Origin of the sequence: Salipiger mangrovisoli, from assembly GCF_015223355.1 — a bacterium.
GTDB lineage: Bacteria > Pseudomonadota > Alphaproteobacteria > Rhodobacterales > Rhodobacteraceae > Salipiger > Salipiger mangrovisoli.
Genome location: NZ_JADFFK010000042.1, coordinates 1 through 24,676 on the forward strand (window position 1 = coordinate 1; position 24,676 = coordinate 24,676).

The window sequence follows — 24,676 nt, forward strand, 5'->3', positions numbered from 1 at the left end:
GCAGGACCGGGTCACCGCGCGCGTCGTCGGCGCGGTGGCGCCGCGGCTCGAGCAGGCCGAGATCGAGCGCGCCCGGGCGAAGCTCACCGGGCATCTCGACGCCTACGATGTCTACCTGCGCGGCCTTGCCGCGCTGCACCGCTGGAACCGCGAGGGCAACCTCGAGGCCATACGCGCATTTCGCGCCGCGACGGCTAAGGACGCCAGCTTCGCCTCGGCCTACGGGCTGGAGGCGCGCTGCTATTCGCAGCAGAAGGCCTGCGGCTGGGTCACCGATCTTCCGGCGCTGATCGAGGCGACGCGGCAGGCGGCCGGGCGCGCCATCGACTTCGGCCGGGACGATGCGGTCGCGCTGGCGACGGCCGGGATCGGCATGGCCTTCGTGGCGAACGAGGTCTCGCACGGCGACGATCTGGTCACCCGGGCGCTGGAGCTCAACCCCAACCTCGCCAATGCCTGGCTGTTCAGCGGCTGGATCAATGGCTGGCTCGGCCGGGCGGAGATCGCGCTCGACCACGTGGCGCGCGGGATGCGCCTGAACCCCTACGATCCCGAAACCGCGATGATGTACGCCGCCAAGGGCTACGCGCATTTCGTGGCGGGCGACTACGCCGATGCGGCAAGGTGGGCGGAACGCTCGGCCCGGAACCGGCCGAGCTACCTCATCGCCTCGTGCATCCTGGCCGCCAGCAGGGCCTTTCTCGGCGACATCGCGGAAGCCCGGCGCATGGTGGCCCGGATCCGCGAGATCGACCACCGGATGAGCGCAACGAAGCTCATCGCGCTCTACCCCATCCAGCGCGACATCGACCGGGATCGGTGGCGGGAAGGCATGAGGATCGCGGGCCTCCCGGATTGAGGGCCCTGTCTCTGGCGCGACAGGCGTTCGTGGCGCGCCCGGAGCTGCCGGTCGTTCGGCCAGCAACTTTGGCCTTACACGGATACGAAGCGCGGACTGCGGGCCATCGCTACGCCCGCTGCGCTAGGGGGCCTCAGCTTTTCGAAGGCGGTTCTCCCTGCGCGCAGAGACAAGGCCTGGACGGCGCAAAAGCGGACTCTTGCTCAAAGTCGACCATGTCAATGAAGCGTGGTCGGCGAAATTAGTGTCACCATTAATGACATTGATTGACCGTAGGTCAAATCTGCGTCACAAGTAGTGTCATCAATTTGGGGACTCAGCGTGACGGCGACCAGAACCTACAACAGCCCTCTGCGTGACGAGAAAGCCAGGGCAACGCGCGAGGCGATCCTGCAAGCGCTCTACGACCTGATGAAGGACGCAGAGGATTCTTCCGAGATCGGGATGGATGCCATCGCGGGCCGTGCAGGCGTCCAGAAGCGGACGGTCTTCCGCCACTTCTCGACAAAGGAAGAGCTTTTCGCTGCATTCTGGCCGTGGCTGAACGCAAGGATCGGCGCCTCCGTGTCGCCGCGCGCGCCTCGCGACGTCCTGGATGGCCCGCGGCACGCTTTCCCGCTCTTCGATGACCACGAGGCCGCCATGCGCGCCGCGCTTCATACGCGGACCGGGCGCGAAATGCGCATGGGCACCGTGGAGGCCCGGCGTATCCACTTCGCCAATGCCCTCGCGCCTGTCTGCGTGTCCCTAGCGCCGGAAGAGTCCCGCAAGGTCACGGCCCTGGCGCATCTGCTCTATTCAGCCTCCGCATGGGAGGTCCTGAAGGATTATGGCGGTCTTTCCGGTGCCCAAGCCGGGGAAGCCGCGTCTTGGGCGCTCGAGGTGATCCTGTCCGCGGTCACAAAGGGCGACGTCAGGGCGGACATTGCATCGCAGCGAAAGGATGAACGCGATGAAGCTTGACCGAAATGCCTCCACCGACGCCGACGCGATCTGGGTCGTTGGAGACCGCATCCGCTTCCTCGGCGGACTGCCGACAACGGATGTCGAACTGATCGAGGTAGACGTGCCGCCGGGATCGGGCACACCGCCGCACAGCCACGCCTCCGCCGAGATGTTCTATATCCTCTCGGGTGAATTGACGGTCCGCGACTTCTCGGAAGCAGGACGGCCGCCATCTGTCACCGTGGCCAAGCCGGGCGATGCGATCACACTCGCATCCCGCAAGGCGCACAACTACAGCAACGAGGGCGACATGCCGGTGAAGATGCTCGTGCTTATCGAGCCGTCCATGATCGCCTTCTTCCGCGAGGTAGGCACCAGCGAACCCCAAGCAGAGCCCGATTTCGCAAGGCTCGGCGCAGTCATGGAGCGGCACGGCATCGACCTGCTCGGTGCGGCAGCCTGAGCAACTGCAAGAGACCAGAACCGGCCGCGCATAAGCAAGCGCGGCCGGTGCATCCTGGTCGAAGGGACGCTGAGTCATTCCCATTGGAGTGGTCAACCAGCATACCCGTTCCGCGATGTGACCCGCGTCGAAATCCGCCGCGACGACCCCATCGGAAGGTTGCTTTTCCAGCGCGACGCTTTCGCCAGGTTTGGAGACTTCTCAGTCTTTTGTTGGGCCGCCGCCGAGATAGGCCTCTACCGAGTAGCGCTCATAGATGGCTCCATAGACATTGCCCTCGGGGCTAAAGGGTCTCACGCCTGCATCGGCCAGCTTGTACCTCAGCGCTTGCCACGACGTGCCGAGTTCCACTGCCAGTCCTCTCAAGGTCACGAAGCGCATGTGGAACGCGGTGATGTCGCATGGCGCGAGGAAGCGTTGGCTGGCGCTAGTCTTCGGATGAGGCCCTTCTGTCGACGGAACATGCCCGTCGCGTACAATGCGCATCGCAGCCGAGGGTGTCAGGCCAGTCTGACGGGCGAATACCTCGATGCTGATCCCCGGGGCGTTAGGTCGCTCCAGAAGGCGTTCGATTTCGTCATGGGTCACGAGAATTGCTTCATAGCCGTCGCGGGTCATATGGCGCCCGACCCGCTGGACCTTGCCGCGCTCGAGGAGCGAGACGATCGTACCCGGTGAGACCTTGAGCCGCTGCGCGGTCTTTGGGATGTCGCCCCAGGCGTGCATCGGGACGTAGATGGGTTCCGCGCCGGCCAAGAGGCCCTCGAGGTACCTGTGGCCTGCGCGGACGTCCCAGAGGGGCTTGTGATCGTCGCCGTGGATGGCGGGCGGAAAGAAGCCCTCCTTGCGAAGCAATTCGAACTGCGAGCGGGACATGCTCAGCGCCTCCTGAAAGTCCTTCGCAGAAACAAGCGTGTTTAGGGAGGCGAGATGAGGCTGCGCCACGAGCGCGTCGAACAGCTCCCACTGGTCATCCTGACCAGTTTCGGGCGGTCGAACGAGGCCGACTTCGACAAGGAGCTTGCGGAGGCGCCGCGGGTCCATGCCCAGCTCTCGGGCGGCGGTTCGCACAGAATGGACACGGCGCTCCAGCACAGGCTCTCCCATCAGGTCGTCGCCAGGTCCCAAAGGCCAGGTTGCAGCGATGTGGTCGCGAAGGAGCGTGCGGAAAGGTTCATACTCCTCGCCGGCCAAGTCGAAGGCGAGCCGGTCGTAGAGAGCGCCGAACTTCTTCTTCGGCCCGTCTGTCGCCGCTCCGATTGCAACTTGCAGTTCCGTCAGTGCAGCGCGGATGCTGTCCTCGCCGAGGGTCGCGAAGCGGAAGCCCATCTCGAATGCCATCCAGGCGTGCTCGCTCTTGAACTTCTTCCATTTCGGGATCCTGAGGGCCCAGATGGCCCTTCCCATAAGCTCGCAGAAATGCGCCGCCGCGTAGAGCTCGAACTGATCAAGCCAGCTGTCGGTATGTTTTCCTAAGAGACGCGCTTCGATCCAGTGATCGTAATCGTTCGGATCACGGTGTTCCCGGTCCAGAGACCCAGCCAAAATGCCTGGGGCGATGTCCACCATTCGTGCGGCAGCGTCATAGCGGCGGATCGGATTGGGCTGGGTCCAGAGCGGCACGAGGGGATGCTTGTGCTTGAGGCAGAGAGTTGCTGGACGAAATAGCCAGTCGCCGCGGACATACATCGCCCTCTCGGGAGCATCTGTGCTGGTCTCAGCATCCTCCCTCAAGCAGATAGGGCAGCCGCGGACGGTGCTTTCCTTGATAGCCTTGGCGTGAAGACGGTGACCACGGAAGGAATGCTCCCTGTTGCCCAAGTAGAGAGGGCTCCAGCTCTTGAGGTCGTCGGCGTCAATCCTGCAGAGCGTTGCCAGTCCAAGCAGGTCTTCGACCTTCCCTTCGATGATCCTGCTGAAGGACAGTCCCATGTCTGCGCAGAAACCCGCGGCACCCACGCCATTCAGCGCAGCAATGCGGGATACGAAGGAGAAGGCTGTTTCGCGGCCCCTGATGCTGGGGATGAGTGAGAGTTCGGTAGTCAAAGTCACGCCTTGTCTTGATCTTCAAACTGCTTGGACTGGCGTCCTTCTTTGGAGGCGCACTAAGTTGGCGCAACAGCGCAGACCCTTATCTCTAGCTCCCTGAGAAGATGCGCGGGGAGGCGACGTGGCCAGCGTCCGGCCGAGCACGACGATGACATCGGTTGCGTAATACGCGTCTCCTTCCGGCACGATGGGGCAGGCGCATCCGCTCAAGGCCTGGCGCAGAGAGGCGCGCGTTTCAGGTGAGAGCTTGTCCACCAGAACGGGCGCGTAGGTTTCACGGCACCGAAGCGCGTACTCGAAGTCCTGCTCGAGTGCCTGCCGGTCGGTCGACAGGTCCCTATGCTCATTCGAGGACTGCTTGTCGGGCGCCGCCGCAATGATGCAGACTTCGGCTAGGTCATCCTCTTCGTCGCCATGGTCTTCGTCGGGATAGCCTATTGAAACATTCTGAATGCGTGTCCCAGCAACTATGGAAGACAGCCGCCGGTGCGAATGGCCGAAGAACCAGGTGTCGATGTCGCTCCGTTGGAGGACTTCGGTTAGGTTTGAATGGAAGGCTGGGCTAAGGCGATCCAATGGGCCTGCTGCCGACGGGTGCGGGCCGTGGTGCGTGACAACAAAGGTCCTGCCATTGCCGGCGAAATGTGGTGCCGCCAAGCGTTCTTCCAGCCAGCCGCGGTGCTCCTGATGCAGCGTGACGGTGTCCTCCGCAGTGATCGGGACGATGTGACGCGGCAGCACCTCGTCCGGGTCAAGCCACTCATGACCTGGGGCTTCGATGAAGATCATGTCAAAGTCGCGCATGAACCGGCGCGCGAAGTTCTTGGCAGCCTCCTGATCCCCCAGTAGGTCGAAGTCGGTCCAAAGGGTGGCGCAGAGATACCGGTCGCTGCGATGGCGGAGTTCGGTCTTCTGCGCGAACGAACTCCCGCTGGCGTGAACCAGGTCACGGAGCCGGTTCTCGTCGTCGAGCCTTCCCGCGTAGTAGTCGTGGTTCCCGGGAACGACGTAGATGCGATCGGCGGGCGCATAGCGGGTCAGGTAGGCGAGAGCGTCCTCTAATGGCGGACCGAAGGTGTCGGACAGATCACCGGCGACGATCAGGGCGTCGACGCTCTCCTTGAACAGTCGATCTTCCAGGCCATGCAACTGGAGCGGGTTGCTGCCCTGCGAGAAGTAGGACTTGAGGTGGAGGTCAGCTATTACTGCGACCGTCCCGGCATTGTCCGGGATTTCGATAATGGTGGGACCGGGCAAAATAGCCTCCGACGAGTTCGAACGAGTCTTGACCTATCGGGAACGCAGGCCGTCACAGGGCTGATCGAGTGTGCGCTAGTGCGCTAGCCCCTTTCACCCAGTCATAACCTGCCTCATAACAGAGTGTCTTTCAAGTCATTGATTTTGTGGTATATTTTTTCGCATCCGATGCTGCAGCCTCAAAGGTTTGAATTTGCTCAACTTGTGGGCCTAGAGATTTCTTTTTCGCAAACTTGGTGGATCGCGACAGTGCGAAGATGACCTCTGAGGCTTGAGGAATTCAGCCGTGCAATTGACAGTCAAATACCTCTATGCCTGAGTAACTTGGGGATTAAAGGGCCAGGTAACGTAAGAATGTCGTTTGATACGGTTGGGGAAGAGCTACGTGACCAGCTCGTTCTGGAGCTGTCCGTCGCTCAGAAAGTTAACTTTGCATCGTCCCAGAACGGTGTCTCGGTTCTGAAAAATGTCGTGTTGCAGAACCTTTCAGATGCGCCGCTAGAGAATATCAGTCTCGAACTGACTTGCAGTCCCGGTCTGATCCGCCCGAAGTGCTGGACAGTGGATCGACTGGCGCCGGGACAACGACAAGAGCTGCGCGACCTGGAAACGCCCTTGGACACGGTGATCCTCGGCGGTCTCAACGAGGCTGAGTGGGGAGAGCTGCAGTTCGTCGTCAAGCACGACGAGACAGAGCTGCTGCAGGAGCAGCGCCCGATCGAGATGCTGGCCCGAGACGAATGGGGTGGTGTCGGCGACATGGCGCATCTGCTTGCGGCCTTCGTCTCTCCCAACGATTCGGTTGTCGCTGGTGTCCTCAAGGAGGCCAGCCGGCTACTGGAGGGGGCCGGACAGAGCGGTGCCATGGATGGCTACCAGGCCCGCGATCCGTCCCGTACATGGATGCTGGCCGGGGCGATCTGGTCGGCCGCGACCGGCATGGGGCTGACCTACGCGGTGCCTCCGGCAAGTTTCGAGTTGCGCGGCCAGAAGGTGCGTGACCCCGGTCGCATCAAGTCTGAAGGACTGGCCACCTGTCTGGATAGTGCTCTTCTGCTGGCCGGCTGCTTCGAGGCCGCTGGCCTCAACCCCGTCGTGCTCTTCTCCGAAGGGCATGCCTGGACCGGGGTCTGGCTGACGGAGCGGGATTTCGGGACCATCAGCGAGCCCGACGTGATGACGGTCCGGAAGGCCATCGATGCGCGCGAGTTCGTGGTCATGGAGACCACCTTGCTGACCAAGAAACCCAGCGTCGGGTTCGAGCAGGCGGTTGATACGGCGCGCGAGCTGACATCCGAGCGCAATGAGCACAGCTTCGTCATGGCAGTCGACATCCGGCGCGCCCGCGCGGCCCGGATCCGCCCGCTTGCCAGCCACCGCTCCGAGCCGGAGGCCGAGGCGGAAGACGTCGTTGCTAGCCCGGCAGCCCTGCCACGCCCGCTGGATCTGGGCCTGCTGCCGGGCGAACTGATCGAGGATGAGGCCTCGACGCCGGCGGACCGTATCTCTCGCTGGCAACGTAAGCTTCTGGATCTGTCGCTGCGCAACAGGTTGCTGAACTTCAAGGACGGCAAGCAGACGCTTCCCTTTCTGTGCCCCGATGTCTCGGCACTGGAAGATCAGCTGGCCGACGGCAAGAAGTTCCGCGCGCTGGCGCTCAAGGACGAGGACCCTGTCGGCGCGCGCGACCTTCTGGCGAAGGACGAGCCCAAGCTCCTTGAGGAAGTCGCGCAGGATGCCTTCGCGAAGGGCCAGATCGCGGTTCCGTTGACCCGCAAGGAAAGCGAGCGACGGCTGCTCGAGCTGCACCGCCGTGCCAAGAGCGACATGCAGGAAGGCGGCACGAACACCCTGTTCCTGGCCGCCGGCTTCCTGCGCTGGAAGAAGTCCGAAGGGGACACGCGCAGCTACCGCGCGCCGCTGCTGCTGGTGCCGGTGAAGATCTCCCGCAAGTCGGCGCAGTCGGAGTTCGTGATCGAGCATCACGAGGACGACGTGCGCTTCAACACCACGCTGCTGGAGTTTCTCAAGCGGGACTTCGACCTGAAGGTGCCCGAGCTGGAGGGCGACCTTCCCCGGGACGAGAGCGGTTTCGACCTGCCGCGCATCTTCGAGATCATGCGCCGCAAGGTGCGCGATGTTGCCGGCTTCGAGGTGGTCGAGGAGCTGGCGCTTTCGACCTTCTCCTTCGCCAAGTTCCTGATGTGGAAGGACCTGGTGGAGCGGACCGACAGCCTGCGCGAGAGCGCGCTGGTGAAGCATCTGGTGGACAACCCGACCGAGCCCTTCCTGGCCGAAGGGACGCCGGGACTGCCGGTTGCGGTCGATGTGGACCGCAGGCTGGCGCCGCGCGACCTGTTCACGCCGCTGCCTGCTGACTCCTCGCAACTTGCCGCCGTTTTGGCCGCGCAGGAGGGACATGACTTCGTCCTGATCGGGCCGCCGGGCACGGGCAAGAGCCAGACCATCGCCAATATCATCTCGCAATGCCTCGCCATGCAGAAGACCGTCCTCTTCGTGGCCGAGAAATCGGCGGCGCTGGACGTGGTGCAGCGACGGCTTGCGTCGCATGGGCTTGGCGGTGCTGTGCTGGAGCTGCATTCCAACAAGGCCGACCGGAAATCGGTGCTGTCTCAGCTGGGTCGCAGCTGGGCGCGGGCAGTGACCGGCACGAGGGGTGAATGGATCAAGGTGACGGATGACCTGACGGTCACCCGCGAACAGCTGAACGCCTATGTCACGGCGTTGCATAAAAAAGGCACGCAAGGCTTCAGCGTCTTCCAGGCGATCGGCAAGGCTGCCGGTCAGGAACAGCCGTTCAGCCTGAGCTTCGCGAACAAGGATGCGCATGATGCGGAAAGCTACATGCATCTGCGGAAGCTGGCCGAAGCCCTTGGCCGGTGCCAGGAGATCATCGCGGGCCGCAAGCCGCTGCCACTGGTGCAGGCGGAGGAGTGGTCCTTTGGCTGGCAGGCGGAGATTCTGGACCGAAGCGCGAAGCTGGGCGCGGCCACCCGCGAGCTCGCTGATGCCGCCGCGGCGCTCGCGCGCCATGCCGGGCTGACCTGGGCGGGCGCGGGCGAGGCGTCCGAGGTCGCGCCGCTGCTGCTCCTGTCGTCGATCCCCGAGACTGGAGAGGATGTAAGCTGGTCGCTGACGCGGGATGTCGTTGAGATGCAGGCGCAAACCGAGGCGCTGACCGACAAGCTCGCCGCATACACCGCCGCAGCCGGTCGAACCTCTGCCAGCTATCCGATGGCGCGGCTGGACGGAATTCCGCTGGACCAGCTTGATGCCAACTGGCGACTTGCACAGACGAAGATGTGGCCGCTCTCGGTCTTCGCCAAATCCTCGGTGCGCAAGCTCTTGCAGACCTATGCGGAAGGCGGGAAGGCTGATCCCCAATTCGATATCGCCGCGCTGGCGGATGCCAAGCGCGCCCGAGCCGAGGTTGAGACAACCCCGCTCAACGGGTGTCCGGTGGTCAAGGGCGTGGAAACGGATCCGGCACGCCTGGCTGGCTGGATGGACCAGGCGCGGGCCATGAAAACGATACTCGCCGATATCGCGCCCACGGTCGCCGATCCGGCCCGTTGGAATCTCGCCCGCCAGAGCCTTGCCCAGCGGAGCGGCGGTGACCTGCGGAACGCGATCACGCTCTTCCAGCGCAAGCATGAAAGCTGGCAGGAGCATGCCGGGGCCTTCGCGCAGGTGGCGCATACATCGCCCGAGGGGATGGCCCTGTCGGAGCTGCTCGCAGCCTTGCAGGCCATCCAGGAAAACAAGGAGCACCTGCAGGATTGGACCCGGTGGGTCGAAGTCCGCACACAAGCCAGTGGCGCAGGGCTTGAGGCCCTCGTCCATGCCGTCGAGGAAGGCCAGGTCGAGGGCGATGTCGATGCCGCCTTCGCCTCGGCCTATGCGGCCTGGTGGTTACCGCAGGCCATGGATGCGCAGCTTGAATTGCGGGGGTTCTCCCATTGGTCGCACGAGGACGCGATCAAGCGCTTCCGTGAATTGGATGACCGCGCAACGGACATGGCCGCGGGGCAGGTCCTGTCACGCATCCAGCACGGACTGCCAGCCCAGGATGCCGTCGCGCGGCGTTCTGAACTTGGCACGCTGCGGCATCAGCTTGGGCTGCAGCGGCCCAGCATGCCGATCCGGGAGCTGATCTCGGAAATGCCCGACGCCTTCACCAAGCTGGCGCCTTGCGTGCTGATGTCCCCGCTTTCGGTGGCGCAGTATCTGCCTGCAGGGCAAGCGGCCTTCGACGTGGTGATCTTTGACGAGGCGTCCCAGATCACCACCTGGGACGCGATCGGCGCAATCGCGCGGGGCAAGCAGGCGATCATCGTCGGCGACCCGAAGCAGCTTCCCCCGACGAACTTCTTCGGACGCAGCGACGCCGGTGAGGACGAGCTGCCTGAGGCAGAGCGGGATCTGGCGTCCATTCTGGATGAGGTCGCCGCGGCAGGCATCCCGACGCAGCAGCTCGATTGGCACTATCGCAGCCGCGACGAGGCGCTGATCGCCTTCTCCAACTGGCACTACTACGGCGGCCGCCTGGTGACCTTCCCGTCTCCGGCGACGGCGTCGGACGCGGTGAGGCTGCACCAGGTCGATGGCGTCTATGCACGGGGCCAGGGCAGGACCAACGAGGCCGAAGCCCGCGCCATTGTGCGCATGACGGTGCGCCGACTGAACGAATGGCTGACTTGGCCCGAAAGCGAGCGGCTCACACTTGGTGTCATCACCTTCAATGCCGAGCAGCAGGGGTTGATCCTCGACCTGCTGGACGAGGAGCGGCGGAAGAACCCGGATCTGGAATGGTTCTTCGAGGATGCGCGGGAAGAGCCGGTCATCGTCAAGAACCTTGAGAACATCCAAGGCGACGAGCGGGACGTGATGCTGTTCTCGATCACCTTCGGCCCCGACTATGCTGGCAAGCTTTCGATGGCCTTCGGTGCTCTAAACGGAGACGGTGGCGAGAAGCGCCTGAACGTGGCGGTGACGCGCGCTCGGGCGGAGTTGCACGTATTTGCTTCGATCCGTGCCGATCAGATCGACCTGACGCGCACCAAGGCCATCGGTGTGAAGCACCTGAAGGGCTTCCTCGATTTTGCAGCACGTGGTCCTGTGGCGCTTCCGGCGCAGGACGATGGTTCTCTTGGGCCTGTCGAAAACGTCTTTGAGGCAGCGATCAAGGCAGCCATCGAGGCGAAGGGCTGGGAGCTGCGTCCGCAGATCGGCGTCTCGGGCTTCCGTATCGACCTGGGCGTCGTGCATCCGGATCATGCGGGCGTCTATCTTGCCGGAATCGAGTGTGACGGGGCGACCTATCACGGTTCTGCCACGGCTCGGGACCGGGACAAGGTGCGGCAAGCGGTGCTCGAAAACCTTGGCTGGACGATCTGCCGGATCTGGTCGACCGACTGGTTCCGCAATCCTGCGGCCGTGGTCGAACGCATCCACACCGCGCTGACGGAGCACCTCGCGGCGGATCGCGCCAAGCGGGCCGAAGAAGACGCAGCACGCGACGCCATGCTCGCGGAAGATGCCGATGAGTTCGAGGTCTCACATGAGGCCGAGGAAGCAGAGGCCGCTGAGGTCGAGCTGCCGGTCGTGGAGGTTGGCGTTGAAGGTGACATTGCACCTTCAGAGCCTGTCCGGCAGGAGGCACAGTTTGCCCGTGCAGCGCCGTCAGCTGCCAGGCCAGAGGTGGGAGAAGCTGGTTCGAGTGAAGCCAGCCCCGATCCCGAAAGGTTCTACGATGCGGACTACATTCCCGTTCTTGCGCGCCTGATCGCGGGCGTGGTCGAGCGCGAAGGACCCATGCCGATTGCCTTGCTGGGCAAGCGGGTCTCCGGGATGCATGGCTGGCAACGGACCGGGAGGCGGATCTCCGAGCAGGTGTCCAGGGCGCTTGGCCTGGTTGAGCTGCATTCCGAGAATGGTGTCGATTTCCTTTGGGCGGTGGGAACGAAAGCCGACAGGGTCGGTTTCCGGTCGGGACTGGATCGCTCCATCCGGGATATTTCCCGCACGGAGATCGCGGAGCTTTATGATCGCCATGCGGCTGAGCTGAGCAGGAGCGAGGACCCCGTTCTCGATCTGGCGCGCCACGCGGGGATTGCCAGATTGTCAGCGGATGCACGTTCATACCTGTCGGATTGCGTTGGATGGCGATCCATTGCCCGTGAGTGAGGAAGAGCGATCGGGCGGTCGCGCCACTGCCCGTCGCATCAGGCACGTCATTGCGTTCGGGCCCCACCACGAAATCAGCGGGCTTTGTTCGGCGCTTTCTCATCGTTACTCATAAATCTATGGAAATGCGTCACAACCAACTTTTGTCCCGGTGCCTGTCAATCGATCTTGAGGTCGATCCTTCCAGGGCAAAGATCTTTGGTATAGCGGCCGTGCGCGGTGATGAACGGCCGGTGCTGAAGTCAATGGAAGGGATCTCCGAAGAGTTCCTCGATCAGCTCGAAGCGCAGGTCGGTGATGTAGCGCATCCCATTGGCCATAACTTCCTGAAGCACGACCTCGAACATCTGATCGCGAAACGGCCCCGACTTGGCCAGATCATACAGGCGCCAATCGATACCCTGTGGCTGAACCCGCTGGCCTTCCCGCGGAACCCATACCACCACCTTGTGAAGCACTATCATGACGGGCGCCTTGCCACCGGGCATGTAAACGATCCCGAACTGGACGCGCGCCTTGTTTTCGAGGTGCTCGCCAATCAGCTGGATGCTTTTGCAAAATTGGCTGAGGTCGCGCCCGACGCGCTGGCTGCCTACCATTATCTGACCACGCGCATGGAGCGCGCCGGCGGCTTTGATGCCCTGTTTTCCTACCTGCGCGGCAAGAGTTGCCCAAGCTATGACGAGGCTGCTGCCGCGATCACGCGGTTGCTCGACGGGCGAGCTTGCGGGTTGCGTGTAGAACAGACGCTGCGACGCCTCAATAGCCCTCAGAACGGTTGGCCGATGGCCTATGCCCTCTCTTGGATTACGGTGGCAGGCGGCGACTCCGTCATGCCTCCCTGGGTGCGGGCGCAGTTCCGCGAGGCATCTCTGATCGTCAGGCACCTGCGGGACACCTCCTGCAAGGATCCTGCCTGCACCTGGTGCGCCGAGCAGAACGACCCGGTGCGCGCCCTGGAAAGGTGGTTCGGGTTCCCCAGCTTCCGCCCCAAGCCGGTCGACCCGGAGGGACGCCCGCTGCAGGAACGCATCGTCGATGAGGCGATGTCTGGCAACAGCTTGCTGGGGATCCTGCCGACTGGGACGGGCAAGTCGCTGTGCTACCAGGTGCCGGCGCTGTCACGGTTCGACAAGATCGGTGCGCTGACGGTGGTGATTTCTCCCCTGGTCGCTTTGATGGCGGATCAGGTTCAGGGGATGGAGCGTGCCGGGATCTCCTGCTCCGTTACGATAAACGGCATGATGTCCATGCCGGAACGTCAGGATGCGCTCGACAAGGTCCGGATGGGCGACGCCGGGATCCTCATCATCTCTCCCGAGCAGCTTCGCAGTACCTCGATCCGTAGCGTGCTGGCGCAGCGCGAAGTGGGGCTTTGGGCAATTGACGAGGCGCACTGCGTGTCGAAATGGGGGCATGATTTCCGGCCGGACTATCGCTATCTCGGCCGCTTCATCAGGGAGTTCTCGGGGGATCAACCACCCGCGCCTGTGCTCTGCCTCACCGCGACCGCAAAGCCCGAGGTGGTTGCGGATATCATCGAACACTTTCAGTCCAAGGCCGGGGTCGAGCTGCTGCCGCTTGACGGGGGCGCCTCGCGGACAAACCTGGCGTTCGAAGTGCGACCCTCGAACAAGGCATCCAAATTGTCGGACGTGATGAACGTACTCGACGCACTGCTTCCCGCCGAGGGGCGGTCTGGGGCGGTGGTCTATTGTTCCTCGCGCAAGGAAACCGAGCGGGTGGCCGAGTTCCTGAAGTCTCAGGGTGTGGATGCGGCGCATTTCCATGCCGGGATGAGCGCGGATGACAAGCAGGTCGTCCAGGAGCAGTTCCGGGTGGGCGAGCTGCGCGTGATCGCCGCGACCAACGCCTTCGGGATGGGGATCGACAAGCCCGACATCCGCTTGGTCGTCCACGCCGATATCCCGGGGTCTTTGGAAAACTACCTTCAGGAGGCCGGGCGCGCAGGACGGGACCGGGAGGACGCCCATTGCGTCCTGTTGTTTGCGGCTGACGATGTGGAACGGCAGTTCCGACTGACGGCCAGTTCGCGCCTCGCCCGGCATGAAATCGGGGCCATCCTCAAGGCGCTGCGCCGGATCGACGAGAGGACGAAAAAGACCGGAAAGGTCGTTGCGACTTCTGGTGAGATCGTCCGGTCCGAGAAAGACCAGGAGTTCGAGCGCGACAGCGCCACGGACGACACCCGCGTGAAGACGGCCGTGTCCTGGCTGGAGGAAGCGCATCTTGTATCGCGGGAAGAGAACCGGGTTCAGGTGTTCCCGTCGTCTCTGCGGGTGCGGTCGGTGGATGAGGCGAAGCAGCGGTTGGCCGGGGCAGACCTGACGCTAGCGCATCGCAACCAACTTTTGGCCATCGTCGCGCATCTGGTCTCGGCGCCGGCTGACCAAGGCGTGTCAACCGATGAGCTTTGCGGTGTGGCGGGGATATCACCCGGTGCGCTGCCAAAGGCCATGTCGACACTGGAAGCGCTGGGCATCGCGCGCAACGACGTTGCGATGACGGTTTTTGTCCACGTTGGTGTCGCCAGTTCCTCAGCACAGAGACTGGCTCAGGCTTCTGCGCTGGAGGGCGATCTTATCGCACTCATGCAGGAGCTGGCGCCGGACATGGATGACCGAACCCCGGTTCCGCTGAACCTTTCTGAAACCTGTCAGCGTTTGCGCGACAAGAACCACCCGGATGTCAGGCCCGATGCGGTCGACAGGCTGGTGCGGGGGATCGCCCAGGATGGCCGAAGCCAAGACGGCGGTCGCGGGAACATCTCTCTGCGGAGGGTCAGTCGCAATACGCTGATGGTCACTCTGGTGCGACCCTGGAAAACAGTTCGGGCAACGGCAAACTTGCGGTGGCAAGCGGCCGAGCTGCTCCTGACCTATCTGACAGGCCGGCTCGACAAGGGTGTGCGGGGCAAGGATCTTCAGGTCGAGACGACGGTCGGCGACCTGCTGGCACAGCTGAATCAGGATGCCTTCCTGAAGACCAGTGGCATTGGTGACATGACCAAGCTCATGGAGCGGGCGCTTATGTGGCTGCATGAGCAGGGCGTGGTGACGCTCGGAAAGGGGCTTACGGTGTTCCGCTCTGCCATGACGGTCTATCTCGATCCGGCAGGGGGGCAGTTCACTCAGGCGCATTTCGCGCCGCTGGAAGACCACTACGGCGAGCAGACACTCCAGACCCATGTCATGGCGACCTATGCCGAAACCGGGCTGCGGGCGATGAGCGATGCGTCACGCCTTTCGGAGGACTACTTCCTGCTCAACAAGGAGCAGTTCATGAAACGGTGGATGCCTGGCATGGGCCGCGAGGTCCGACGGCAGACCACCAGCGCCTCCTGGGAGGCGATCGTCGAGAAGCTGGGCAACAAGGTCCAGCAGGATATCGTGACGGATGACCGGGACCGGACGAATGTTCTGGTCCTGGCGGGCCCGGGGTCAGGCAAGACGCGGGTGCTTGTCCATCGGATCGCCTATCTGCTGCGTATGAAACGCGAGGATCCGCGAGGCATTCTGGTTCTCGCCTACAACCGGCACGCAGCGGCCGAAATCCGCGTGCGGCTGCGGTCGCTGGTCGGCGATGATGCCATTGGTGTCACCGTCTCTACCTGTCATGCGCTGGCGATGAAGCTTGTTGGGGCCAGTTTTGTGGGTCAGCGGGCCGAGACCGAAGATTTCGATGGCATCGTAATGGAGGCGGTGCGCCAGCTCGAGGGCGAAGGGCTGCCGAAATCCGAAGCCGAAGCGCAGAGGGAGACCTTGATCCAAGGCTATCGCTGGATCCTCGTGGACGAGTATCAGGACATCGGGCCGGAAGAGTATCAGCTTATCTCGGCAGTCGCTGGCAGATCTCTCGAGGATGCCGACCTGAAGCTCAGCCTGTTCGCCGTCGGGGACGACGATCAGAACATCTATGCGTTCAATGGCGCCTCCGTCGGGTTCATCCGCCAGTTCGAAGAAGACTACAAGGCGCGGCCGGCGTTCCTGGTCGAGAACTATCGTTCCACCAACCACGTCATTGCGGCGGCCAATGCGGTGATTTCGGCGGCGCCGGATCGGATGAAGGTTGGTCATGAGATCAGGATCAACGCAGATCGCAGGCGTGATCCTGAGGGGGGCGGCCTCGCAAAGGTGGATGGGGTTGGACAGGGCCGGGTCCAGCTTCTGAATGTCCCCTCCGGCGATGTGCCACAGGCGATCGCTGCCGTCGACGAGATGGTGCGGCTGTCGAAGTTGGATCCGGAGTGGTCCTGGGCCCGTACCGCCATCATCTCTCGTGACTGGAAGAGGCTTGGCGCTGTCCGGACCTATGCTGAAAAGCAGGGTATCATGGTCGAAATGGCCAATCAGGACCTGCCAAACATCTGGCGGCTGCGCGAGACACAGGCGCTCGTGACAAGTCTGCGTCGGCGACAGGGAGAGCTTCTGGGCGTTGCCGACATCATCGATCTCCTCAACGAGCAATCAGGCAACAAGTGGGTAGACCTGTTGGCAGAAGGTATCGCCGAGCTGGCGAGAGAGCTGAAGACAAAGACTATGCCTGTGCCCGAAATTGTCGAATGGCTGGCCGAATGGTCCCGTGAGACACGGGGCGAGCAACGCGGGCTGCTCCTGCTGACAGCGCACCGGGCCAAGGGGCTTGAGTTCGATCATGTGGCTATTCTGGATGGCGGTTGGGACCGGGCATCGAAGAACGAAGACCGTGATGCTCCGCGCCGACTTTTCTACGTCGCGATGACGCGTGCCCAAAAGGGCCTGATCGTTATGGCGTCGGGCGAGCATGCGTTCCTGAAGCCCGGCACTCCCTGCGTCGTTGAGAGACAGGTCGAGCCGCATTTCCCGGCTGGAGGACTATCTTCGAGGGTCTACCATCTGCCGAACCTAAAGCATGCCGACCTGTCATATGCCGGTCGCCGGGGAGATCGGCACGAGGTTCACCGTGCAATCCAGGAATGCCGGGTGGGTGACCCGTTGCACCTGGACCACCGAGCCTCCAACTGGGAGTTGCTGGACCGGCATGGCCGCCTCGTAGGACGCATGTCGAAGTCATGGGAGCATCCGCCGGGGCAGATCCTGCTTTCGGGTGCAGTTGGAGCTGTGGTCCAGTGGCGCAAGTCGGATGGTGACGAGAAATATGCGCACTACGCGCGTCGAGATGCTTGGGAGACCGTCCTTCCCGAACTTGTTTTTGCCCCACCGGGACAAGTACCTTCTGTCGCAACGTTGCCCGACACAGCTGTCGAGAGTGTCGTCTCTCGGGCCAATCCGGCAGGCTGGACGGAGATCCGGGGCGGGCAGCTTGCGAAAGCCGTCACGCCGGATGATGCGGATGCGCTCGCTGCGCTTGCGCAGCGCATCTACAACGAAAGTCGGTCGTGGGGCGAATTTATCGACAGCTTCAAAGAACGGGGTCTCGAAGTGGCGCCCAAGGGTGGCGGCCTCGTGCTCAAGGACGGGACCGATGGGCGCGAGCTTTGCAAGATATCCGCATTGGGCCTCAGCTACAAGGAGATGGTGCAGGGCTTCGAGGAAGGGTTTCCCGGCCATCCGTCTCCCTCCATGGCGGACTACGCTCTAGGAAAGAAGAAGGCAGGTGCGCCGAAGCTACAAAGGCGCAGCAAGCCTTCGACCGAAGAAGATGACTTCGACATCATAGATGAGTGAAATTGCCAGCGCGCTCACCCTATCTCGTCTGGCGACTCCGCTCGAACGCCAGCATTGCCACTTTCCTCTTGGCCGCGATGTCGCGGACGGTCGTGGCAACTGCTGACTCACCGAAGTCCCTTGGATTGAAGGGGCGCCCGTACCAACGGATCATGTCCTTGTGCGCCGGGTGGCGGCTATTGCCCATGGCTTCCACGAAATCGACGAAACCGGGCGGGCCACCGACATCTTCCGGCGGCGCGGTGAGCTCGCCACCCAGATAGAGGGGATAGTCGACGTCTGGATCCGCGACTCCGACATGTTCGATGACGACGCGATGCTGCCAGTTGTCACCGAAATCGTAGGTGTATTCGAACTCTGCTACGCCGCGCCCTACCAAAGTTTCCAGGCGCATGTTCTTGGCATGGTAGACCTTGTGGCCCCATGCCGCATCCTCCGGACTGGGTTCCCCGTAGTCACGCTCCCCGACCGTGAACTGATAGAGGTGGTAGTTCTCCCAAGGCATTACGCCCTGGATGAGTTCATGGAGGGCGCGTAGGTTCGTGGTCAGGCTGACCTCGACCCGCCGCCATATGGTTGGCTCGACGTGCAAGAGCTCTACGCGCAGTCGAGCGATCTGATTTGCCATGAAAGCTCCTTCCACACGGCCGAACGAGTGACCGGCGTCTCTCTATTCCGCCGCGATGCCCTGTCCGGATGCCGAAAGGCGGTTGACGTAGGACTTGAACGCGCGCGACGAGGTGAAACACCGATACCCGGCCGAGCTTGCGAGTGAGATCAATTCCGCGCTCTCCCCCAGAAGAACAGCCACAGGTTCGGATAATTCGGTCTGGACACCATTCGGCCAGACTAGGTCGAGGATCGCACGTTGTTCGCCGGTTTCGGCATCAACGAAGTCGAAGGACATCTCTCCTTGCGCGAAGCCTTGCTGCGCCACCCAGTCGTTCAGGGCTTCCAGTTCATTGACTTCCTCTTCGCTGGAGATGCCGCCGAGAAGAACCTTGTCGGTCAATCTGGCCGAGCGCGATCCTTCCAGGATCGCAGTGTCGCCATGAAGCAGAGAGGCGAGGCATTCATTGGCAGCGTCGGCCAAGAGTTCCTTCCGGGCTTCGATGAAGTCGCGGTACTTATCGATCTTCCAGAGCTCGGGGTCCTGCGGGATCCACTGCGACTGAAGGGCGCCGGGGTGCGCCGCCTCGATCTCTGGGAAGTACTTTTCGGGGTGACGATCCGAGATCGAGAGGTTGGTATCCTTGGTGAGGAAGCAGAAGTTGGCCAGCGCGTTAACTTCAGATCGCGCATATTTGGCATCATAGAGGCGGGCGCGGGGGAAGATGTGATGAACTTCCAACCGGCTCATTTTCCCGAGAAGATTGTTCTTCAACGGAAGGCCGGTGCCCCAGTCGCGCGCTTCCGTCATCCGCGTCAGCATGTACAGGACGGGATAGAAACGCGCACCAACGCTCCACGAGTGGAAATGCCCTGGTTCAACGCGCAGTCCGCCCTGTGCGAGCCGGAGTTCGCCAATCAGCTTGTCCAGGTCGCCCCCGCTCTGGTCGAGAATGCCCAGATCCTTGTCGATGAAGCTTTCCACGGATCCCGAGAAACGCCCCCACATGCCGGTTTGGACGAACCAGAAGAGGAGTTTGTCACGGGTCTTCTCGTCCAGCTTGCCGCCATGGGTGTCGAGGAAGCGCACCATTACGGGAATGGCGAACTTCGAGAACAGGACACGGTTATGATCGAGGCCAAGGCGACCGCCGATCATGTTCAGGCTGCTGTCGATATGCTTCACGGCGCGTTTCAGAGCGTCTGCGATGTCACCAGAATCTTGGCTGTGGAGGTAAAGGAACTTCGCCTCTCCGGTCAGGATCGTGTTCACGGACCGGAGCAGCCAATCGAGCGTGAAGTCATAGCCTTCTGAACGCCAGCGGCTGATGCTGGACTTCATCGTATCGCGGGCTTCCGGCCAGTCCGCGCAGATCTTCGCCAAGGCCAGATCGCCCTTCGATAGTTTGGTGCCGCCGCTGTTCACACGGTTGAAGATGTCGACGACGACGTCCAGTGTCTTGTCCGGACCGGTGACCTCTTCGATGTGGAAGTTCTTTTCACGGATGCCCAGCAGTTGGTTCAGGCGGCCGATGTAGTCGCCGACCTTCGCTTGCGTATCCGGGTTCTGGCTCAGGGTGGCCACGAAGGCACCGATCCCCGCGTTCCCCTTCTGGAGGACCTCGGTCACGTCGATCCAGAGGGGGTCGTCCCCCATCTTAATCGGCTGGAAGAACGCGAATTCCTCGGTCTCGAGGTTGAACCTCAGGTCGGTGAAGGCCTTGGCGTTTCCATCGAAGAAGCGTGGCGGCTTGCCACGGATCACGCCATAGAGCGAGGTGATCCGCTGTTGTCCGTCCAGGAGCAGCTTCACGACACCGGGTGCCAGCTGGCCGTTTCCACGATGGGTGGCCGTTGATGCGTCGGTTGCCCAGACCAAAAGACTGCCAACCGGATGGCCTCTGTACAGCGATTGGAAAAGACCGCGGACTTGTTCACGCCCCCAGACATAGCCACGCTGGAATTCCGGCAGGGCCATATGGCCTTTGTCGATATATTCGAGAATTGAAGAGATCTGCATTGGGCAACCGATAATATACTGGGCGTTGAGACAGAATGGCCTGCATCCGCCTGATTGCACAAGGTTGCTTATGATGAATCAGGGCCGAAACCGGGTTGGCCGGTCACGAAGCGAGTTCGGGGCCAAGGGATGCGATGAACTTAGCGTGCTGCCGATGCCCAGAAGTACGCGTCTATTGCAGCGCCGTGATGTCCAACGGGGCAGCTATTAGGCAATCGGCGAGCGGCGAGACCAAGCCGCCCGCGACGATATCCGGAACGGCGCGCGGTTCTTCCGAGCCGACGCGCCGAGGTTTCACGCGCCGTCCCGCCAGGCAAGCCTCCCGGGAACGGTTCGGGCACGGCTCACTGCCTGTCGATCGTCATGAAGACGATGCATTCCTTCTGACGCGCCATCAGATTATCGATCCCCGAGGTGATATCGTAGCGGACCTTCAGCGGCGAAAGACAATCAATAGTCACCGCCTCGACGAAGCGGTCATGGAAATGCTTGCGGCGGTGATCTGCCGGATCGAAGCGCAGCTCACGATACAGCCCCTTACCGCAAAAAAAACGGCTCAGCAGTTCGCTCTGGGCCCGAGCATCGAGTTCCGGGCAATTGCCCGGTTGCCACACGAGGTTAAGATGGCCGACCTTCACCCCGATCCGGTGCAATGTCGTCAGAAGTGCCTCGAAACGTTCGCGATTGGCGGGACGGGCGATGCACCAGGGATCCTCGACATGCAGATCAACTTCACGGTCCACGATCGCCTCGAAAAGCTGGGCGTGATCGCGCGGATCGCCGGGCCGGTAGTCGATTTTCCGGATCCGTGCATTGAAAGTGTCGAGCACGCCGTCAAGACGGCGAATACAGCCGATATTAGCATGGATCCAGCTGTCCTGCGGGGCTGTCCGTCCCAGATGCGACACACCGCTCAGCGGCCCACCCAGCACCGAGGTGTGATCCATCTCGCCCCAGAATTCGTCCATCCCGTCGGACCTGATGACGATCATCCGGGGCGCGCGGGCCAGCCCTTCTAAATCTGCCGCATAGACCGACATCTGACCATTGCGCTCGTATTCAACCAGGCCATCGACCAACCGCCGATCTAGGCCGGTGGCGGTCGCCCCCATCCCACAGCACGGCCCCGATCTGGCGCCCCCAAAGATGCACTTCTGCGCGTGTCGGCATTATTCACCCCAGCTCCAAGGTTTCTCTAATCGCTCATCAGCAGACGGCAGTCTCGCGCGCTGCCGTGGTCCAATTTCACTACGCGGATCGAGCGGGCTGAGGCTCGCATCCGGCAAAAGCATCTCCGTGCGATCCGCGAGCCCGAGCGCTTGCATGATCCGCAACAGGCTGTCGATCGTGCCGCCCTCGCCCGCCTCGATGCGGGCAACCGCTCCACGGGAGATACCGCTCTGTTCTGCTAGGTCAACCTGGCGAAGGTTTCGAGACAGGCGGAAGCGGGCAAGACGCTCTCCCAGGTCCTTTGCCAAGATGCCGATTGGCTTTCTGCTGGACATTCAATGATCCGTTTTCGAGACGTTAAGTCCAAATTTGTGGTTAAGGTACTAATTTCGGGGCGGTAGGTAGACCAAGCGCAATGACCCGATTTCGGTACATTAACACTGGAATCTGTCTTACCGTATCGTTTTCGGGACGCGAACATCACTATTTCGGTAAGCGATGTCTCCGGCTGAACAGCGCGGCCGCCGATCCGGCCCGATTAAGTTCGGGCACTCAAAGGAGCATGCTGATCAATAGGGTGCACTATCGAACCACCAAGTCCCGTACGCGGTGCAAGGAGAGAAGTGCCTGCTGGTCCCGGACTTGATCTCGACGAAACGCATCGTCGGGCGCGTCAAGGCTTCCGCATCGACAGCGTCGGACTTGCCCCGTTTCACGCTGGGTTTGACGTATACCGGCGGCATCAGTCGGACAGTATGACCGAGCTACGAAAACTCGCGGCCCCAGTGGAGGTTCGATGCACAGGCCTCGCTGCCGATGAGGCAGGGCGACAGTCGTTCGAAGAACGCCAGCACCTGCGCCCGGCGCAAAGGTCGGTGAAAGGCGACCTCTCCGGTCACGGTAACTCCGTGGACATGAGAGATTTTCTTGGCCAGGTCGAGGCAGACACCGGTAACTTGCATGGGGCGACTCCACTCAATTGCTTTTTCTGACACCTGCACTATGGCGCATTGCGACGTCGAGAGCGGGAGCCATCCACATGGGGTAATCGCGGGAGCGCTTCGCCCCGGCGGCATGCCAGTTCTTTGAGGGTGGCTGTTCCCCGATAGGATAAAAATACGGGCTCACGACTGCTCGCCGGGCCCATGCATCGAATTGAGAACAGCCATGGAAGACTATATCGGCCTTGACGTATCCATGAAAGAGACGGCGGTATCGATCCGCCGGGGAGGTCAGCGGGTTTGCCGGGGAAAGTGCGTTACTGACCCTGCAGCGATTGCGACGCTCATTTGCAAACGGGCACCGGCGGCAAAGCGTGTCGTGCTCGAGACCGGACCCTTGTCGGTGTGGCTTTTCCACGCCCTGAATGCAAATGGCCTCTCTGCGCTATCCCGCCGATCAGGAGCGGCGCATCGACCGACAGCTTCCTGCGCCTTGCTACCGACTGATCCTGGAGTCGCGCATGACCGGAGTCAGCCCTTATCTGCTCTCCGTGCTCGCCACAGCATGAAGCTCGGCGCCGACACGATGGGCGGAGAGCTGCCTTTCGCTGCGGCCTGGACGAACGGCAGCGATGCGCAGGTAGCGGACAGCCACCGCGCAGCCCAAGACAAACCAAACAGCGCGGAGAGTGGCGCCAATCCTCTGATGAATGGTCAGCTCCCGGGCGAAGTACTTCATCTATGTAAGCTCTCCATCAAGCCCATAGGAAGCCACTGATCTGAAAAAAAGCGTTGGCTTCATGAGAGATGGAATGTATGCGCTACCTCGATGGCATAGGGTCCTGGTCCTCATTAGATAGAGTGCTGGTTTGAAGAACATTTTTCTTGGAGCTCAACTAACCTACCAAGTTTGGAGTGAATTGAAATCCGGACGTGTGCCAATAGTAAGCGACGATGACATAAATAATATTCCTCGTTTCGTAGAGGACTATACCGCAAGATTGCGAAGTCGCAGCTATGTGCCGGACGTCGTTCATGGCTACCTTGGTGTTCAAAAGGGAGCCGGCGTTACGCGTTTCCTGCCGATCCTATCAAAGGAAGATATGGCGGTTTACTATCATCTTTGCACGCTGATAGGTGGCGAGGTAATAGTTCGCCGTGATAAAGTATTCGGAGGATGGCGCGCTATAACAACCTCTGGGGTTCCGGAAAGCTCAGAAGAAGCAGAGCGCGAGGCGAAGGCATTTCAGCAAGGATATTTTGCTGGAGCGCTGTCTAATGTAATGTGGTTCAATGAGTTCAGATCATTTACTCAGCTTGTGAGAAAATTGGTTTCTGACTCATCTCTGGGCCCGTATGTAGCAACTACAGACATCGCAAATTTCTACGACTCAATAGAAATACCTAGGTTAGTTCGAAAGTTGCGGCGCGACATGCCGAAGCGATACCAAGAGGAAATAAACTTTCTGGAGCTCTTCCTGAATCTCTGGAATAGGCGTACGACTGGGTACGCCCGATCATCTACTGGAATTCCACAGGAAATAATCTCTGATGGTTCCCGATTCCTTTCTTACTACTACCTTCAAGATTTCGACGAAAAGTTCGACAATTACTGCAGAAGAAACTCCCTAATCTACATAAGGTTCTCCGATGATATTCTCGTGTTTGGGTCGAGCAAGCAGAGAATTGAAGACGCAATTCATGAAATGTCTAGGTTGCTTCTGCCTGAGGGCTTGAACTTGAATGCTCATAAAACGAGGATTTACAAAAGAAGGGAGTTGTCAGAGTTTCGAGCTATCGAACTTCTTGATGCAATAAGCAAGAAAGACAAAGGTAGAATTCGAAAAGAGTTAAGGGCGGTTAGGGTAATGATGGTGGATAAAAAACCATTGCGACTCGATACGGCTTTTCGCGCAATTCTAGGCTATCTGCACAAGATATCGGATCACGCAGAGGTTTATGAGCGCAACTTTGTGCTTGAAGTGGCTTTTGAAAATCCTGATATCGTCGGTACCCTTAATGACTTTCAACTCTACAACCTTATAAAAATTGCTGATGACAGATTGGCAATGTTTCGACAAATACGCTCTCAATGCCTTGCACGCCCTTACACCGGTCCTAGAGCAAATTTTCTGATGCTTGTTCGGACACATAACTCAGACCTCGAAGCGATCGGAGTTTCCAAGCGTCTGCAACGCGCTTCGGTGTCACTTGTTGAGCGGCAAAGCGCGCGAAGCGAAATTATCACCACATATTGCGTACCGGCCGCAAAGCGCGCCTTGGACTGCTAAGCTTCAACCCTAAACGAAAAACCATAGGTCCTAAGGGGTTCCCGTTTGGCTCGGAGGCTCTTGATTGACGATGTCATTCACGAACGGCGTACTCAGAAAGACGGTAAGCGCTGTCACCGCGGCACGCCTGTTCAGCTTGACGGGTTGAAGTTCCATGGCAGGAGCTCGTCGATCCTGC

General features: G+C 61.1%; 12 protein-coding genes and 1 pseudogene. 6 read left to right on the top strand and 7 right to left on the bottom strand.

Features of this window, described 5'->3' with window-relative positions; genetic code table 11:
- From IQ782_RS27775 to IQ782_RS27785, 3 genes are all read left to right on the top strand, one after another.
- On the top strand, nt 1-859 hold an 859-nt coding region (locus IQ782_RS27775), incomplete at its 5' end, for a tetratricopeptide repeat protein (RefSeq protein WP_194137927.1).
- A gap of 321 nt (nt 860-1,180) precedes the next feature.
- Complete coding sequence (locus IQ782_RS27780) at nt 1,181-1,822, top strand: TetR family transcriptional regulator (RefSeq protein WP_194137928.1); 642 nt, start codon at nt 1,181-1,183, stop codon at nt 1,820-1,822.
- The gene (locus IQ782_RS27785) at nt 1,803-2,267 is read left to right on the top strand and encodes a cupin domain-containing protein (protein ID WP_240989638.1); all 465 of its coding nucleotides are present in this window, start codon (nt 1,803-1,805) and stop codon (nt 2,265-2,267) included. The genes IQ782_RS27780 and IQ782_RS27785 overlap by 20 nt, the downstream gene beginning before the upstream one ends.
- A gap of 201 nt (nt 2,268-2,468) precedes the next feature.
- Here IQ782_RS27785 and IQ782_RS27790 read toward each other — a convergent pair whose 3' ends face one another.
- Both IQ782_RS27790 and IQ782_RS27795 read right to left on the bottom strand, forming a co-directional pair.
- A complete protein-coding gene (locus IQ782_RS27790) occupies nt 2,469-4,319 on the bottom strand; it encodes a TniQ family protein (RefSeq protein ID WP_338092661.1) in 1,851 nt (616 codons plus the stop codon).
- Between the two features lie 15 nt (nt 4,320-4,334).
- Nucleotides 4,335-5,573, bottom strand: a complete 1,239-nt coding sequence (locus tag IQ782_RS27795; protein WP_194137929.1) for a metallophosphoesterase family protein — start codon at nt 5,571-5,573, stop codon at nt 4,335-4,337.
- Between the two features lie 324 nt (nt 5,574-5,897).
- Here IQ782_RS27795 and IQ782_RS27800 point away from each other — a divergent pair, with 324 nt between their 5' ends.
- Nucleotides 5,898-11,780: a DUF3320 domain-containing protein gene (locus IQ782_RS27800; protein ID WP_240989639.1), complete on the top strand. Its 5,883-nt coding sequence runs from the start codon at nt 5,898-5,900 to the stop codon at nt 11,778-11,780.
- Between the two features lie 119 nt (nt 11,781-11,899).
- Entirely contained in the window at nt 11,900-17,467 is a 5,568-nt protein-coding gene (locus IQ782_RS27805; protein ID WP_194137930.1) for a RecQ family ATP-dependent DNA helicase, read from the top strand.
- Nucleotides 17,468-17,486: 19 nt separating this feature from the next.
- Here the strand turns inward: IQ782_RS27805 and IQ782_RS27810 are convergent, their stop codons facing one another.
- The 5 genes and pseudogenes from IQ782_RS27810 to IQ782_RS27830 all read right to left on the bottom strand — a co-directional run.
- Entirely contained in the window at nt 17,487-18,095 is a 609-nt protein-coding gene (locus tag IQ782_RS27810) for a plasmid pRiA4b ORF-3 family protein (RefSeq protein ID WP_194137931.1), read from the bottom strand.
- Nucleotides 18,096-18,137: 42 nt separating this feature from the next.
- Nucleotides 18,138-20,096, bottom strand: coding sequence for a GmrSD restriction endonuclease domain-containing protein (locus tag IQ782_RS27815; RefSeq protein WP_194137932.1), 1,959 nt, complete (start codon nt 20,094-20,096; stop codon nt 18,138-18,140).
- 344 nt (nt 20,097-20,440) lie between these two features.
- The gene (locus IQ782_RS27820; protein WP_194137933.1) at nt 20,441-21,208 is read right to left on the bottom strand and encodes a hypothetical protein; all 768 of its coding nucleotides are present in this window, start codon (nt 21,206-21,208) and stop codon (nt 20,441-20,443) included.
- Between the two features lie 57 nt (nt 21,209-21,265).
- On the bottom strand, nt 21,266-21,601 hold the full coding sequence (locus tag IQ782_RS27825) for a helix-turn-helix domain-containing protein (protein ID WP_240989640.1): 336 nt from the start codon (nt 21,599-21,601) through the stop codon (nt 21,266-21,268).
- Nucleotides 21,602-21,851: 250 nt separating this feature from the next.
- Nucleotides 21,852-22,228 (bottom strand): annotated as a pseudogene (locus IQ782_RS27830) (transposase); the annotation flags it as partial.
- A gap of 848 nt (nt 22,229-23,076) precedes the next feature.
- Between IQ782_RS27830 and IQ782_RS27835 the strand changes: the two are divergent.
- Nucleotides 23,077-24,498, top strand: a complete 1,422-nt coding sequence (locus tag IQ782_RS27835) for an RNA-directed DNA polymerase (protein ID WP_194137934.1) — start codon at nt 23,077-23,079, stop codon at nt 24,496-24,498.
- Nucleotides 24,499-24,676 lie beyond the last annotated feature (178 nt).

Coding starts and splice junctions, on each gene's coding strand:
- IQ782_RS27785 (WP_240989638.1), top strand. CDS start 1,803: ATGAACGCGATGAAGCTTGACCGAAATGCCTCCACCGACGCCGACGCG.
- IQ782_RS27805 (WP_194137930.1), top strand. CDS start 11,900: ATGGAAATGCGTCACAACCAACTTTTGTCCCGGTGCCTGTCAATCGAT.
- IQ782_RS27810 (WP_194137931.1), bottom strand. CDS start 18,095: ATGGCAAATCAGATCGCTCGACTGCGCGTAGAGCTCTTGCACGTCGAG.
- IQ782_RS27815 (WP_194137932.1), bottom strand. CDS start 20,096: ATGCAGATCTCTTCAATTCTCGAATATATCGACAAAGGCCATATGGCC.
- IQ782_RS27820 (WP_194137933.1), bottom strand. CDS start 21,208: ATGGGGGCGACCGCCACCGGCCTAGATCGGCGGTTGGTCGATGGCCTG.
- IQ782_RS27825 (WP_240989640.1), bottom strand. CDS start 21,601: ATGTCCAGCAGAAAGCCAATCGGCATCTTGGCAAAGGACCTGGGAGAG.